Annotated in this window: 13 protein-coding genes; 8 read left to right on the top strand and 5 right to left on the bottom strand. The window is 39.9% G+C overall.

Going from position 1 to position 14,970, the window contains the following annotated elements; genetic code table 11:
* Positions 1-77 precede the first annotated feature (77 nt).
* On the bottom strand, positions 78-1,460 hold the full coding sequence (locus H5058_RS10155) for a Na+/H+ antiporter NhaC family protein (RefSeq protein ID WP_011329979.1): 1,383 nt from the start codon (positions 1,458-1,460) through the stop codon (positions 78-80).
* Between the two features lie 338 nt (positions 1,461-1,798).
* Between H5058_RS10155 and H5058_RS10150 the strand changes: the two genes are divergently transcribed.
* Positions 1,799-2,305 (top strand): GNAT family N-acetyltransferase, encoded by a 507-nt coding sequence (locus H5058_RS10150; RefSeq protein WP_089369217.1) that lies wholly within the window; start codon positions 1,799-1,801, stop codon positions 2,303-2,305.
* Between the two features lie 16 nt (positions 2,306-2,321).
* On the opposite strand, the gene H5058_RS10145 is transcribed toward H5058_RS10150, so the two are convergent.
* From H5058_RS10145 to H5058_RS10130, 4 genes are all read right to left on the bottom strand, one after another.
* Positions 2,322-2,936, bottom strand: coding sequence for a PqiC family protein (locus H5058_RS10145; RefSeq protein WP_182677959.1), 615 nt, complete (start codon positions 2,934-2,936; stop codon positions 2,322-2,324).
* On the bottom strand, positions 2,936-4,591 hold the full coding sequence (gene pqiB, locus H5058_RS10140; protein ID WP_179807142.1) for an intermembrane transport protein PqiB: 1,656 nt from the start codon (positions 4,589-4,591) through the stop codon (positions 2,936-2,938). The genes H5058_RS10145 and pqiB overlap by 1 nt, the downstream gene beginning before the upstream one ends.
* Positions 4,588-5,817, bottom strand: a complete 1,230-nt coding sequence (locus H5058_RS10135) for a paraquat-inducible protein A (RefSeq protein ID WP_011329983.1) — start codon at positions 5,815-5,817, stop codon at positions 4,588-4,590. The genes pqiB and H5058_RS10135 overlap by 4 nt, the downstream gene beginning before the upstream one ends.
* 157 nt (positions 5,818-5,974) lie before the next feature.
* The gene (locus H5058_RS10130; protein WP_089369220.1) at positions 5,975-6,790 is read right to left on the bottom strand and encodes an acyl-CoA thioesterase II; all 816 of its coding nucleotides are present in this window, start codon (positions 6,788-6,790) and stop codon (positions 5,975-5,977) included.
* Positions 6,791-7,044: 254 nt separating this feature from the next.
* Between H5058_RS10130 and dnaK the strand changes: the two genes are divergently transcribed.
* From dnaK to H5058_RS10095, 7 genes are all read left to right on the top strand, one after another.
* Positions 7,045-8,961 carry a molecular chaperone DnaK gene (gene dnaK / locus H5058_RS10125; RefSeq protein WP_011329985.1) on the top strand — a complete coding sequence of 639 codons (1,917 nt, stop codon included), beginning with the start codon at positions 7,045-7,047 and terminating at the stop codon, positions 8,959-8,961.
* A gap of 189 nt (positions 8,962-9,150) precedes the next feature.
* A complete protein-coding gene (gene dnaJ / locus H5058_RS10120; protein ID WP_182677957.1) occupies positions 9,151-10,293 on the top strand; it encodes a molecular chaperone DnaJ in 1,143 nt (380 codons plus the stop codon).
* Positions 10,294-10,369: 76 nt separating this feature from the next.
* Positions 10,370-10,831 (top strand): Cys-tRNA(Pro) deacylase, encoded by a 462-nt coding sequence (gene ybaK / locus H5058_RS10115; RefSeq protein WP_086995751.1) that lies wholly within the window; start codon positions 10,370-10,372, stop codon positions 10,829-10,831.
* A 56-nt stretch (positions 10,832-10,887) separates the two neighbouring features.
* Entirely contained in the window at positions 10,888-11,139 is a 252-nt protein-coding gene (locus H5058_RS10110) for a hypothetical protein (protein ID WP_041454920.1), read from the top strand.
* 164 nt (positions 11,140-11,303) lie between these two features.
* Entirely contained in the window at positions 11,304-11,567 is a 264-nt protein-coding gene (locus H5058_RS10105) for a hypothetical protein (RefSeq protein WP_041454922.1), read from the top strand.
* Positions 11,568-11,716: 149 nt separating this feature from the next.
* Positions 11,717-13,447, top strand: a complete 1,731-nt coding sequence (locus H5058_RS10100; protein WP_089369224.1) for an ATP-binding protein — start codon at positions 11,717-11,719, stop codon at positions 13,445-13,447.
* Positions 13,440-14,804 (top strand): sigma-54 dependent transcriptional regulator, encoded by a 1,365-nt coding sequence (locus H5058_RS10095; RefSeq protein WP_011329990.1) that lies wholly within the window; start codon positions 13,440-13,442, stop codon positions 14,802-14,804. Before H5058_RS10100 ends, H5058_RS10095 begins: the two co-directional genes overlap by 8 nt.
* Positions 14,805-14,970 lie beyond the last annotated feature (166 nt).

Here is a 14,970-nt window from a genome sequence, read left to right as displayed (position 1 = left end):
CAGCTAAAAATAAACCCCAATGTATTGCTACATTGGGGTTTTTATTTATTTCAGTTAATTTAAGCCATCACTAAAACTTAAGCCATTAGTAAAAAGCCTATCACCGCAAGTGCTGCAGCAATAAGCGTATAAGGCAATTGTGTAACAGCGTGGCTCATTAAGTTACAGCCAGCGCCTTGGGCTGCTAATACCGTTGAGTCTGAATAAAAACATGCTTGGCTGCCAAACGATGATGCTGATAATAACGCGCCAATGACTAATGGAATATTAGCATCTACCGCCGTTGCCAGCGGCATAACAATAGGAATAGACACAGCAAATATTCCCCAGCTTGAGCCCGTTGCAAATGCTAAAACAGACATTGCAATAAATACCACTGCAGGCAAGTAACCCGCGGTCATGTATGGGCTTAAACTATTAATAACATATTGCGGCAAGCCAATTAAATCGCACACATCTTTAAATATAAACGCGGCTATAACCGTGCCTATAGCCGGTATCATGCTTTTAAATCCATCGAGCATACGTTCAATCATTTCACTAAACGACATTAATTTTTGTAACGCATAAAATGGCAAAATTATAGCCATAGTGGCCAGTAAACCTTTATAAACGTCTATCTCAAAGTAAACGGTAAAGCCGACTAATAAAATAATAGGCAATAAAAAGTTATGTAATTTACCTTTAGGATCAGCATCTTCAAAATTTTCTTCTACTGCTTTTACCGCGTACTCGTCTGCTGTTTGTACTTCACTGTATTGCGCCGGATCGACTTGTGCTTGCTCAATTTGTGCCATCTGTTCTGCTTTTTTCATTGGGCCAAAAGCAGGGATCACACCAAGTACCACTAACAGCACAACGAGTACCGCAAACCATGCGTAAAACATATACGGAATAGCCTGAATGTAAACAGCAATGCCTTTGCCTTCTTCAGCAATACCGTTATCTACGAGTAAACCACCAAAAAATACCGCCCACGTAGATAGGGGCACAAGTACGCAAATTGGTGCCGCAGTTGAGTCGACAACGTAGGCTAGCATTTCGCGGCTTACTTTAAATTTATCGGTAATGCGTTTCATGGTTTCACCCACAGTAAGCGCATTTAAATAGTCATCAATAAAAATAACTAATCCAAGGCAAAAGGTCATAAATAATGAAGAGCGTTTGCCCTTAGTGTATTTAAGTGCCAACTTACCAAATGCAGAAGCACCACCGGTACGGACTAATAAGGCGATTAACGCACCAAAACCACCACACACCAATATTAACCAGCCAATGGTTTCGTCACTCATTACTTTAAGTGAGGTGCTGGCAAAATTAGCCAATACCTGCGAGGGATCAGCCATTATGAGCCCAACAAGGGCACCAATTAATAAAGATAAAATAGGGCGGCGTAGTACTACAGCCAAAATAACTACCACTAAAGGCGGCAGTAAGCTTAACGCAGAAGGTTCAAGCATTTAAGTATTCACAAAATTAAAAGCATATTTAAAAATTTAAACTGCTTAACAAAAACAAAGAAGATGATAAGTTAGTTGTCTTATCACTTTCCAAGTCACTGCTTTTGCACGCGATATCACTAGGGAACTGTTATTTTAAATTAATAATCAGCAGTAATATGCGTTGGCTTGGCGCCAGACGGTGCAAGGAAGGAGTGCAACCGCTTTTGTTATGCCTATAAAAACATCGGCGCAAAAGTAATCTGCTTTACATCTTCAGTCAACAAATAAATGCTTTAATTGACTCATTTTTATAATTTAGGTGACTATAGCGCTACAAACCAAAAGGATAACAATACATGCGAAGGCAATTTAATACCGAGCGATTAATTATTCGCCATGCTGTTGAAGCAGATGCTGGCGATTTATTAAAGTTAGTAAATCAAAAAAGTTTTATAAAATACATTGGGGATAAAAAAATTTATACCCTTGAGGATGCTATAACCTATATTAAGCAAGCTTTTAGTGAGGCGCACCAATCGCAAGGGTTTGGCCCTTATGTGATCACTTTAAAAAATCAGCAGTTAGTGGGGGTTGTTGGTTTTTATAGCCGTGCAATGTTGCAGCACCCCGATATAGGGTTTGCGTTATTAACAGCGTTTGAAAAACAAGGGTATATTTACGAAGCTGCAAAAGCGTTAGTTGAAAATAAAAGTATATATGGCATTAATAAATTATGCGCCATTACCTCAATAGATAATAGCGCATCACAAAATGTGTTAATTAAGCTTGGCTTTAAGCCACAAGGGCAAGTAATAATAGATAAAGAAAGCCGCAGCGTTGTTTCTTTATTTTTATATCATTAAATAATTTTAGTAATGATTATTTAAACCGCGTTTGTTCAATTTGCTTGGCTACTGCTAGGTTGATTTCTTGCCAGGTTTTTTCAAGCGTTGCTACCAGCGCATCATAGCCGTCACCGTCGAGCTGCGTTACATTAGCAAAATTATGCAAACTTAATAAGCGTCGGCCTGTTTCGGGGTGGGTATAATATAAACGCCATAGCCCAGATATATCTGCGTTGCCTTGTAGGTCGCCATTAAAATGATGAATTTCATATTCTAATTCATAAAAAGTTTGTTGATCTAGCTCGGTGATCACCGGTAAACCTTTTATTACCATCCAGTTAGGTAGGGCATTAAAGAGTGTTTGTTGTGCACTTACGGTGAGCATCGAATCAGGTGACTCACCCCATAAATGGTAGTTTGCAGCATGAATTTGATTGTGATCTATTTTCATCGCAATGCCGCGATTATTTAAGGCACCTCTTAGTACAACTGTTTGTACTCTTAATTGTGCATCAGTTGCACTTACGTCTCTAGAGGAGGCAACAATAGGTTGTTCAAACTGATAATACGCGATGGTAGTTTGAATTGATGAACTACAACCGCTAAGCAGTAAAGCGAGTAAAATAACAAAAAAAGATGATTTAACCATTATTGCTTCCTTGGTTTTGGATCTGCGGGTAATGCTTTATCAAATATAAACATATTAGGCTGCTCATTTAGGCCTTTAGTTAGCGGCTGTAGCTGCTCACTTAAACGTTTAAACTCTTGCAAGGTTTGCTGTAGCTGATTATTAAACTGCGAACCTGCTTGATAGCTGGCCATGGTTTTATCAAATTGGCGCATAGTGACTTCAAATTGTTCCATACTCTTGGTCATTTTTTTGAAATTTTGATTAAAGTCACCCGGTAAATTTTGTGTGTCTTTTTGGTTTAGCAAATCGCGCATGTCGTTGGCCAACCCTTGGTAGTCGCTAAAAGTGGCTTGCATTTGTGCTAAGCTATCTTCGATTTTTAGCTCGTTTACCTTATTAAGTACATCAGAAACCTGATCGGCTAATACAGTAATACCGCTAGATATACTTGGAAAAACATCATATTGAGCCAGTTTTTCTAGTTTTGCATCAGGCGCATCTGTATAAATGTCAAAGTCGACATACACAGCACCGGTAAGTAAATTACCCGGTTTAAGCGAAGCGCGCATACCATTGTTTACCCAGCCATTTAAACTCGTTTGCCAATACTCTTTAGCTAAATCGTTATCGTGGTATAGGCGCCCATATTCTATTTTAATAAGCACAGGTACAGCCGTATTTTGGTTTTTAAAGTGAGCTGGTTTGCCGTTAATAATCACATTGGCAGGGGCTTCTACTACTGTACCAATTCGAGTTCCTCGGTATTCAACCGGAGCGCCAGCGCGCAGGCCGCGAATTGATTGCTCAAACTCAATAAGATAGTAGTCAAAGTCGTAAAAGCGCTCTTCTAGTGCTTCTTTATAGCTTTGACTAAGCGAAAAGCTATGCTCATTTTGGGCAATATCGCCAGGTGCTTGTTGATCGGGTAAGCCCACCGATATACCGCCTTTTAAAAGTTTACTAAGCGATCCGGTATTAATGTTTATGCCATCAGCAGAAAGGTCAATTTCTATACCAGAGTTAACCCAAAAAATAGAATTTAAGGTGATCAGGTTTTCGTAGGGTGCTTTAATAAAAATACCGTACTTCATGGCTTGGTTTTTCCAATCAAATGTCGCGGTTTCTATTTGCCCAATTTTATAGTTTTTGAAAAATATACCGGTACTTACTTCAAGTACCTCAGCGTTGTAGCTTAATAACTTAAAGCGTCCGCCTTTAACATCTTTACCAATTAAGGCAGGCTCGTCTTGTAGTTCAAACTTTTCTTTTTTCTTTTTACTTTCTCCAGGCGAAAACTCTAAATATACACCTGATAAAAGCGTACTCATGCCACTAATGCCGGTTTCATCTATACGCGGTTTTACCACCCAAATTTTGGCATCTTCGGTGAGTAAGTTATCGTAGTTTTTATCTATTTGAGCGCGGGCAATAACACTGTCTTGCGAGTCGGATAAACGCACATGATCTATTTGGCCAATTTTAACACTGCGTACTTTAATTTCGGTTTTTCCCGCAACTATCCCCTCCGCTTGTGGCATGGTTATATAAATAGTGGGGCCTAAATTAGTTTGGTATTGATAAAGCATCCAAACACCCACAAACAGGGCAATAACGGGAATAATCCAAATTGCAGAAATTTTTGATTTTTGTGTAATATTAGCGGTTTCGGTCATGCATTATTCTCTGCGTTATTATTTTTAGGTGAATCCCATAGCAAACGTGGGTCAAAGGCGTGAGCTGCCATCATTTGACATAGTACCATAACAGTAAAAAAGGCAACGCCTAAGCCGGGCGTTACCGACATTAAGTTACCCAATTGTACCAAAGCAACTAAAATGGCCACAACAAACACATCAATCATAGACCATTTCCCAATAAATTCAGTAAGTTGATAAATACGTGTATACCCTATGGTGTGATCATTTGCGGGTTTGGCAACCATAAAACACAAAAAGCTCAATACTAAAGCCTTTGCAAGTGGGACTACAACACTGGCAATAAATATAATCATAGCAATAGGGTACGAGCCATTTTGCCACAGTGCAATAACACCAGCAATTAAGGTTGAAGGGCTTTCATCACCTAAACTGGTGGTATACATAATGGGTAAAACATTGGCTGGAATATAGCAAATAATAGAGGTAATTAACCAAGCCGTAGCTTTTTGTACACTGTTGGGGTTTCTAAGATAGGTTTTACTATGGCAACGATTACAAACACTTTGCGTGCATAGTTGATGGCACACATGGCAAGCTTTTATATCGTTATCAATGGCGCGATGAGTAAGGTTTATATTTTCAAGTTTTTCTACTGGGCCAATTTGTGCCCACAAGCGGGGGCGGTTTAAATGTGTTAACGCACTAATATATAAAATAACAAAGCCCACATAAGCCCAAAAGCTCACCCCAAAACTAATATCGGCGAGAGACATTATTTTAACCATACTAACAAGTACGCCAATGAGAAAAATCTCCGACATAATCCAAGGTTCAAGCGCTAGGGTAAATTTTAATAATCGTCGAGCAATACCTTGAGGTAGCGCTCTAAGCGCACCTAAGTGTAATGGTATTAGTATAATAAGTAAGCTCATAGGCAAGGCTATAATACTTAAATCAATAAACAGCCCCAACAAGTTACTATCGTAATTAAATAAAATACGCGCGGCATCGGGCAAGGTTATAGTTTGCGTAATACCACTGCTGCTAAACGAAATAAAAGGATAAAACATGCTGCTGAGTAGCATTAGCAAGGCACTAAAGCTCAGCGCTACAACTCGGCTGTCGTGATCTGTATCTGAGTCAGAAACCTTATGCCCGCAATGGGGGCACGTTGCGACATTTTTAGCCTCAACCTGGGGGACCTCAATAATATAGTCGCAACAAGGACACGCTATTTGCAAAGTGTTCGCTTAGAATTAAACAAAGAGTTAAATTTTGCTATAATTATCGCCTAAATACAAATGTTATAACTGTTGTTGAGCGTAATTAATTATTAGTTAAGAGTGCATTGCAGTGGCACTCGCTACATTATATATAGCTAATACCACTGCTTATACATCAATCAAATAATGCCACTGTTTGGCGAGTAAGGGCAATCAGCTCACCCGATTGCGACCAAATACAGCCGTCTTCTAAGCCGTAACCACCTTTTGCATGATGGGTAATTGCTTCAAAGCCCAACCATTGACCAGGAGTTAAGTTAGGCGCTTGCACAAACTCTAGATACCACGACATGCTACTGGCAGGCGCTGGTTGTTTAAACATTTGTAATAAAGTAGGAGGCCATGCATCGGTTAGCGCTATAATATGTGCTTCAGTAATGGCCGCTGGAGTTTCTTTAAAGCGCATCCACCCACCTAAATGGGAGGTTTCTGCACTGCTAAAAGGCATAGCACCTTGTTGTGGGCATAAATCAACATGTTGAAAAAACTCCGGCATTTGCCCTTGTATAAATGGCAATGTATGGCGCTCATTAACTTCTTGTAAGCCTAACGACTTTGCAACGGGTACATTAATAGCTGAGTTGCGATTACTAGCAAAGCAGGCTTGTACAATTACACACACTTGCTCGTTTTGAATTGCTTTGGCCAGTACTTGAGTACTACTTTTGCCTTCACGCAGTATTTCTACCGATAAAGAAAATGGCGTATCGGCAAGCAGCGGGCCAACAAAGTTAGTACTTAAAGATAATAACCGGCGCTCACTATTTACTTGAGCTCTCATTGCTTGATATAAAAGTGCTGCAGATAACCCACCAAAAGCGGTGCGCCCTTGGCACCAATTAGCTTCAAACTGCATGGTGTTTGCCACATTATTAGTGTCGTCTTGATTATTAATATTAGCGGCTTGTTGCAGTAAATGATCGAAATTCATTAGTTAGCGTGTCCTTAAAAGTACGAATTACTAAATATATAACACAGCCAAACTTGTCAGACCAGCAATTAAAGTTCAATACAAACGGCGTAAAAACCAGCGTTGCTAGCAAATATTGCACTTTATTTAGCTTATTTTGTAAAAAAATCAAAAAAAATGATATTTTTTTCATTTTTACAGTTGAATTAAGTTTGCAGCATCCCTATTAACTAGTCATCGAACGTATTAACGAATATTGAAGTTGGAGAAATTTCATGGGTAGAATTATTGGAATAGACTTAGGTACTACAAACTCTTGTGTTGCAGTACTTGATGGTGGCAAAGCACGTGTTATTGAAAACGCGGAAGGCGATCGCACAACCCCGTCTGTTATTGCTTATACGCAAGACGGTGAAACTTTAGTTGGTCAGCCAGCTAAACGTCAAGCGGTTACTAACCCAACAAACACAGTATTTGCTATTAAGCGTTTAATTGGTCGTCGTTTTGAAGACGAAGAAGTACAACGCGATATCGGCATCATGCCATTTAAAATTGTTAAAGCCGATAACGGTGATGCATGGGTTGAAGCGGGCGGCGAAAAACGCGCTGCACCACAAATCTCTGCTGAAATCCTGAAAAAAATGAAGAAAACGGCTGAAGACTTCTTAGGTGAAGCAGTAACTGAAGCGGTTATCACAGTACCGGCATACTTTAACGATTCACAGCGTCAAGCTACAAAAGATGCGGGTCGTATTGCTGGCCTTGAAGTTAAACGTATCATCAACGAGCCAACTGCTGCAGCACTTGCTTACGGCATGGACAAAAACCGTGGTGAAAACATTGTTGCAGTATACGACTTAGGTGGCGGTACTTTCGATTTATCAATTATTGAAATTGATGAAGTTGAAGGCGAGCACACGTTTGAAGTACTTGCTACAAATGGTGACACGCACTTAGGTGGTGAAGATTTCGATAACCGCGTAATCAACTACCTAGTAGCTGAATTTAAGAAAGACCAAGGTCTAGACTTAAAAACTGACCCACTTGCAATGCAACGTGTTAAAGAAGCTGCTGAAAAAGCGAAGATTGAACTATCTTCTGCACAATCTACAGAAGTAAACCTTCCGTATGTAACTGCAGATGCAACAGGTCCTAAGCACATGAACGTGAAACTAACACGTGCTAAGCTTGAGTCACTTGTTGAAGACTTAGTAACTAAGTCAATTGAACCATTAAAACGTGCACTTGCTGATGCTGATTTATCAGTAAGCGACATCAACGACATTATTCTTGTTGGTGGCCAAACACGTATGCCTTTAGTACAAAAAACAGTTGCTGAGTTCTTTGGTAAAGAGCCACGTAAAGATGTTAACCCTGATGAAGCTGTTGCAGTAGGCGCGGCAATTCAAGGTGGTGTACTAGCTGGTGACGTTAAAGACGTACTATTACTAGACGTTTCTCCATTATCTCTAGGTATTGAGACAATGGGCTCGGTAATGACAGCACTAATTGAGAAGAACACCACGATTCCTACTAAGAAATCGCAAACTTTCTCAACAGCTGAAGATAATCAGTCTGCAGTAACAATTCATGTACTGCAAGGTGAGCGTAAGCGTTCAAGCGACAACAAATCTCTAGGTCAATTTAACCTAGAAGGTATTCGTCCAGCACAACGTGGTACACCACAAATCGAAGTAACATTCGATGTGGATGCCGATGGTATCTTACATGTATCTGCTAAAGATAAAGATACAGGTAAAGAGCAAAAAATTACGATTCAAGCATCTTCAGGCTTAAGTGATGAAGAAGTTGAACAAATGATTCGTGATGCTGAAGCGCATGCTGAAGATGACAAAAAATTCGAAGAGCTAGTAGCGACTCGTAACCAAGCAGATGCAATGGTTCACGGTACACGCAAGCAAATTGAAGAAGCTGGCGATGCACTTCCAAGTGAAGACAAAGAAGCGATTGAAGCGGCTGTAGTTGACCTTGAAACTGCTATTAAGAGTGACAAGAAAGACGAAATTGAAGCTAAAACTCAAGCGCTTGCTGAAAAGTCTCAAAAGCTTATGGAAATTGCACAAGCTAAAGCTCAACAAGGTTCAGCTGACGCAGGCGAGCAACAACAATCTGCTAAGCAAGATGACGACGTAGTTGATGCAGAGTTTGAAGAAGTTAAAGACGACAAGTAATTGTTGCTTACGCTTCTAGCTAACACAAAGCACTGTAACTTAGTTAAGTGTTTACGTTAGAATGAACGATTGAGGCGCGCAGGCAATAGCTTGACGCGCCTTTTGCATGAGAATTAGGTGGTAAATCGATACGATTTATCGGTTTATCAAGCAGCCTAGCTGCAAATAGAAAAGAGTAGTGTGGTAGATATGTCAAAACGCGATTATTACGAAGTCCTCGGCGTAAGCAAAGATGCGAGTGAGCGAGACATTAAAAAAGCGTATAAACGCTTAGCGATGAAATATCATCCAGATCGTACTTCAGGCGACAAAGAGCTTGAAACAAAGTTTAAAGAAGTAAAAGAAGCTTACGAGATATTAACTGACGCGCAAAAACGTCAAACTTACGACCAATACGGCCATGCAGCTTTTGAACAAGGTGGCGGCGGTGGTGGTCATGGTGGTTTTGGCGGCGGTCATGGCGACTTTGGCGATGTTTTTGGTGACGTATTTGGCGATATTTTTGGTGGCGGCGGTGGTCGACGTCAATCTCGTCAGCAACGTGGATCTGATTTGCGTTACAACATGGACTTAAGCTTAGAAGAAGCGGTTCGTGGTAAAGAAGTCGAAATTAAAATACCAACCTGGGTAGGTTGTGATCCATGTGATGGCAGCGGTGCAAAAGCCGGATCCAAGCCTAAAACATGTACTACGTGTCATGGTGCTGGGCAAGTACAAATGCGCCAAGGCTTTTTTGCTGTTCAGCAAACGTGTCCTACGTGTCAGGGGCAAGGTCAGATTATATCTAACCCTTGTGATAGCTGTCATGGACAAGGCCGCGTAGAAAAAACGAAAACCTTATCGGTTAAAATTCCTGCGGGTGTTGATACCGGCGATCGTATTCGCTTAACGGGCGAAGGCGAAGCGGGAATGCATGGTGCGCCTTCTGGCGACTTGTACGTGCAAGTATCTGTTCGTGAACACCGTATTTTTGTACGTGACGCAAATAACTTACATTGTGAAGTTCCTATTAGCTTTACTACAGCGGGTCTTGGTGGCGAAATTGAAGTGCCAACACTTGATGGTCGCGCTAAGCTTAAAATTCCTTCTGAAACACAAACGGGCAAAATGTTCCGTATGCGTGGCAAAGGCGTTAAATCTGTTCGCAGTGGTGCAATAGGCGACTTAATTTGTAAAGTGGTTATTGAAACACCAATAAACCTGAACGAACGTCAGCGTGAATTATTAAAAGAATTAGAAGAAAGCATGGGCAAAGATAGCTCAAAAAACCGTCCTAAAGAGCAAGGCTTTTTTGATGGTGTTAAAAAGTTTTTTGATGATTTAACTAAATAATTAATGTGTTTTATAATATTAAACGGCGCTTTTTAGAGCGTCGTTTTTTTTGCTTAAAATAATAGCGTAGCAACATATGACACCAGCAATAGAGTTACTGAAAAAACAAAAAATTGGTTTTGAATTATTAAGCTATGAGCACGATCCAAACACCACTAACTTTGGCCTTGAAGCAGCCCAAAAGCTAAACCTTAATAGGGATCAGGTTTTTAAAACCATAGTGCTGGAAAACCAAGATGGACAGCTCATAGTCGCCATTACACCTGTTTCTCAGCAAGTTAACTTAAAGCTGCTTGCCTCATTGTGTGGCGCTAAAAAGGTAGCTATGGCTGCGGCAAAAAAAGTGCAAGCAAGCACAGGTTATGTATTAGGAGGCGTGAGCCCACTGGGACAAAAAAAACGTCTTGCTACTTTTTTGCACAGCAGCGCTGCACAATTTGCATGTATTTATGTAAGTGCCGGTAAACGAGGCTTAGACATTGCAATTAACCCCCATGAGTTAGCCAAATTAACAGCAGCAGTGTTGGGGGAGTTTTAATCAGCATTGATTTTATAACGCTTAGTTAATTAAATTACTGCAAAAATGGAGGACAAATGGCAAAGCCAAATAAAAAAGGGCCAACCAAAACGGTCGATATATTTTGCTCAAGCTGCAGGGCACCTTTATTTAAGTATCGTAAAGGGGGAAAAGGTGCGTTAGTTAAATGTTTTATTGAGCGCATTAGCCAAGATTATACTAAGCAGCCTTGTATTTGCCCAAAATGCGAACGCCCATTTGCGCGGCCTGCAATTATTAAAGGCACAGCTGCATATAAAATGATTGGTGGAAAAGTTACTTTTAAATAAGGCATCTGTTTATTTCAATATTCCGATTAGGGCGGACATAAGCCCTTGATTGAATTTGCTACATTGATAAACTTAACCGGTTTTGCTGTTTCAATGATTGAAAAATACCCTCCCCACGGATCGGGCCAGTCAATTGGGTTTTTAAAATGGAAAAGGATAGACGTGTGATTGCACTTTTATTTGATATTGTAGGTATGACGGGTACTGCTTTAGTAGTGGGTTCATTTTTTTTGTTACAACTAAATAAAGTATCACCAGCGAGTTTGCTTTATAACATGATGAACTTAACCGGCGCTATATTGCTGCTTATTAGTCTTTGTTATAACTTTAATTTAGCCAGTTTTGTAATTGAAATATTTTGGATTGCAGCCTCTTTAATTGGTTTATATAAATATGTTAAAAATAAACCAAAGCTAGGCAAAGCTTAATTATACTTTTATACCGTGAAATTGCCTTATTTCACGGTTTTTATGTTTTTAATACAATTGTTAACAAAAAGTTTATATCTCTCTTTGCATTATGCAGATAAACTATACCCCATTATTAATAGCTAACATTACCCGTTTTATAGGCGTTTATGTTCTTCATTCCTAAAAAAATTATTTTCGCATTTTTATTGCTACTCTTGTTGTTAACAGTCACTTTTTGGTTTGGTCGAATACATGACTTAGAGCAAGCAAAAAAACAAGCCGACCAACAAGTAAGCCAATTAAATAACTACATTGATAATGAGCTTGCTCGATTTGCTGCGATCCCGCAATTACTCACCAATAACAACTTACTCATTCGCTTTACTAATAATGAAGAAGAGCATTATAGCGCTATTAACAACTACTTAGCGGATATACAAAAAGCCAGTGGCGCATCTGATATTTATATACTTAATACTCAGGGCGAGGTCGTTGCGAGTAGCAATTGGCAGGCCGATTATACATTTTTAGGGAGTAACTTTTCATTTCGACCGTATTTTAAACAAGCATTTGCGGGTGAAAAGGTAGCTTATTTTGCGCTTGGTCAGCGTTCAAAAGAGCGTGGATTATATTTTTCGCAGGCTATTTATCATGAAGGTAAAGCAATTGGGGTTGTGGCGCTAAAAGTAAATGTTGCTAAGTTTGAAGACGACAGATCGCTGCTTAATACGGCAGCAGGTAGTCATTTTTATTTACAATTAGCAGATAATGTTATTGCTATGTCGGATGAGCCTAATTGGCGTTTAAACAGTTTTCAAGAGCTGGATATTGCAGCCAGGCGGGAAATAAATCAACGTCGTGCTTATTTAGATTACCAGCCTGGTCTTATTCCTTTACAACAATTTAATAGCCAAGATATTACACAATTTAAAATTGCTAAGCGTTTATATGTAGTGGCCTCTAAGCCATTAAAACATTTTAATGCTCAAATGAGCGTATTAGTAGATGTTTCTAACATAGCGGCCATGCAGTTACCTCGGTTATTATGGTTGATGATTTTTTATTGTGTGTTTATTTTTATTGTTTATAGTTTACTTGCACGCTTTGCCGGTTATAAAAAACTACTTTATTCTAGGCACAGTTTAGAGCAAAAAGTGATTGAGCGTACCCAAGCACTTGAAAAAGCTCAAACCGCTCTAGTGCAGTCTGCAAAACTTGCCACCATAGGGCAATTAAGCGCTGGCATAAACCACGAAATTAACCAGCCTTTGTGTGCCATGAATGCTTATTTAGCCAGTGCAAAGATATTGCTCAATAAAGGTAAGTTAACAGCATTAAACGAAAACTTAGTCATTATTGAGGGCTTAGTAGAGCGGGTGCATAAAATTGTTGCGCAATTAAAACACTTTAGTAAACCTTCAAAAATGCAACTGAGACCGCACCCTTTGTCGGCATTATTAAATAACGCTTTAATGATCACTCATTCACAACTAAAACAAGATGATATTAGTGTTATTCCTCCGCAGTTTGAGCAAAATATTACCGTTTTGGTCGACTCGCTTAAGTTTGAACAAGTATTAGTTAACGTTATTACTAATGCATCGCAGGCAATGAGTAACTGCGCAACGCGGCAATTAAGTTTTGAAGTTGAATGCTTTGATGGACGCGTAAAACTATCGATATTAGATACAGGATCTGGCATAGAACACCATACTTTAGGCTCTATTTTTGAACCATTTTATAGTACCAAGTCGAGTACCGGTTTAGGCCTTGGTTTATCAATATCTAAGCAAATCATCGACTCGTTTGATGGTCGTTTAAGTGCGCATAATCGCCCAGAAGGGGGGGCGCAGTTTATTATTTGTCTTTGGAGTACTGCGGAGTCACAACATGATTGAGCCACTGCTTTGTAAGCAGGTAATGGTTATTGATGATGAGGCGATGATCCGCGATTCGTTAAATCAATTACTCACTTTGGAAGGCTACCAAGTTCAATGTTTTAGTGATGGGGCAACGGCGCTTAGTCGCTTAAGCCGAGGCTATAGCGGCGTGGTCCTTAGCGACATTAATATGCCAGCAATGGACGGGCTTACGTTACTTGAGCAAATAAAAGCGTTTGATAGTGAGTTACCGGTTATATTTTTAACTGGGTATGCCGATGTGTCGGTGGCGGTAAAAGCGATGCAGTTAGGCGCTTATGATTTATTTGAAAAACCCCTTAACGAGCATTTAATAGATTGTATTGCCAGAGCGTGCGATAAACGCAGCCTGGTAATGGAAAACCGCGCTCTTAAACGCGCGGTAGAAAAAACCTCAGCGCCGGGTGTGCGTATTTTAGGTGATACGCCTAAAATGCAGCACATGATGAAGCTGCTTAATACCGTGATAGATACTCCTGCAGATATATTAATTGAAGGTGAAACTGGGACTGGCAAAGAGCTGGTTGCACGTTACTTACACGACCACAGTAACCGTTCAAGCTGTCAATTTGTAGCGATTAACTGTGGTGCTGTGCCAGAGCAGCTCATAGAAAGTGAACTGTTTGGTGCTGTAAGCGGTGCATACACTGGGGCCACAAAAAATAGAAAGGGTAAATTTGAATTTGCCCAAGGTGGCACTGTTTTTTTAGATGAAATAGAAAGCACCCCGTTGTCGTTACAAGTAAAGTTACTGCGTGTACTAGAGGAGCGAAAGGTAACGCCGGTTGGCGCTAATCATACCGTTAACTTAGATATTCGCATTGTTGCTGCTACTAAAGTTGATTTGCTGGCATTGGTGAATGAAGGTGGGTTTAGAGCCGATTTATATTATCGCCTTAGTTTGGTCAAAGTAAGCATTCCAGCGCTGCGCGATCGAAAAGCTGATATTCCTTTATTATTTAAGCATTTTAGCTCAATTGCGGCAACGCGGTTTTATAAACCACTTGGCGCATTAAATGTAGAGTTAGAACAACGTTTATTAGCCTACGACTGGCCAGGTAACGTGCGTGAACTAAGAAACCAAGCAGAACGAGCAGTATTGTTAGGGCCTGAATTAGCATTTGCGCAAAGTGATTCAGCTGATCAACAAGTGTTATCACAAGATTTAAGTTTGGCCGAAAAGGTCAGTTATTATGAGCAATCTTTAATAGAAGAAGCGTTAGAGCGTAACCATGGCAGTATAAAAAACACCATGGGCACGCTGCAAATTGCGCGTAAAACCTTGTACGACAAAATGAGTAAATATGGTCTAAATCGGGATATGTTTACTGATTAGGGCATGTAGTAGTGTGCGATAAAGGTGATGTTTTTAAATAAAAGCGTGCGGATATCCGCACACTTTTTTGCTTTAAAAACAGTGTTAATCATTTAACTTGCTGAAATTTATGTTTATTTAGTAGTTGGCCATCATTTTGCTTAATGGGTGTACAACAATAAGTAGA

The sequence above is a fragment of the Pseudoalteromonas sp. SR45-4 genome (assembly GCF_014163535.1).
GTDB classification, from domain to species: Bacteria; Pseudomonadota; Gammaproteobacteria; order Enterobacterales; family Alteromonadaceae; genus Pseudoalteromonas; species Pseudoalteromonas nigrifaciens.
Note: the sequence above shows the minus strand (reverse complement) of the source record. Positions and strands in the feature narration are given on the sequence as shown.

Bases quoted from the DNA above. Each gene is read 5' to 3' on its own strand.
- H5058_RS10155 (WP_011329979.1), bottom strand. From the start codon at position 1,460: ATGCTTGAACCTTCTGCGTTAAGCTTACTGCCGCCTTTAGTGGTAGTT.
- H5058_RS10150 (WP_089369217.1), top strand. From the start codon at position 1,799: ATGCGAAGGCAATTTAATACCGAGCGATTAATTATTCGCCATGCTGTT.
- H5058_RS10145 (WP_182677959.1), bottom strand. From the start codon at position 2,936: ATGGTTAAATCATCTTTTTTTGTTATTTTACTCGCTTTACTGCTTAGC.
- pqiB (WP_179807142.1), bottom strand. From the start codon at position 4,591: ATGACCGAAACCGCTAATATTACACAAAAATCAAAAATTTCTGCAATT.
- H5058_RS10130 (WP_089369220.1), bottom strand. From the start codon at position 6,790: ATGAATTTCGATCATTTACTGCAACAAGCCGCTAATATTAATAATCAA.
- dnaK (WP_011329985.1), top strand. From the start codon at position 7,045: ATGGGTAGAATTATTGGAATAGACTTAGGTACTACAAACTCTTGTGTT.
- dnaJ (WP_182677957.1), top strand. From the start codon at position 9,151: ATGTCAAAACGCGATTATTACGAAGTCCTCGGCGTAAGCAAAGATGCG.
- ybaK (WP_086995751.1), top strand. From the start codon at position 10,370: ATGACACCAGCAATAGAGTTACTGAAAAAACAAAAAATTGGTTTTGAA.
- H5058_RS10110 (WP_041454920.1), top strand. From the start codon at position 10,888: ATGGCAAAGCCAAATAAAAAAGGGCCAACCAAAACGGTCGATATATTT.
- H5058_RS10100 (WP_089369224.1), top strand. From the start codon at position 11,717: ATGTTCTTCATTCCTAAAAAAATTATTTTCGCATTTTTATTGCTACTC.
- H5058_RS10095 (WP_011329990.1), top strand. From the start codon at position 13,440: ATGATTGAGCCACTGCTTTGTAAGCAGGTAATGGTTATTGATGATGAG.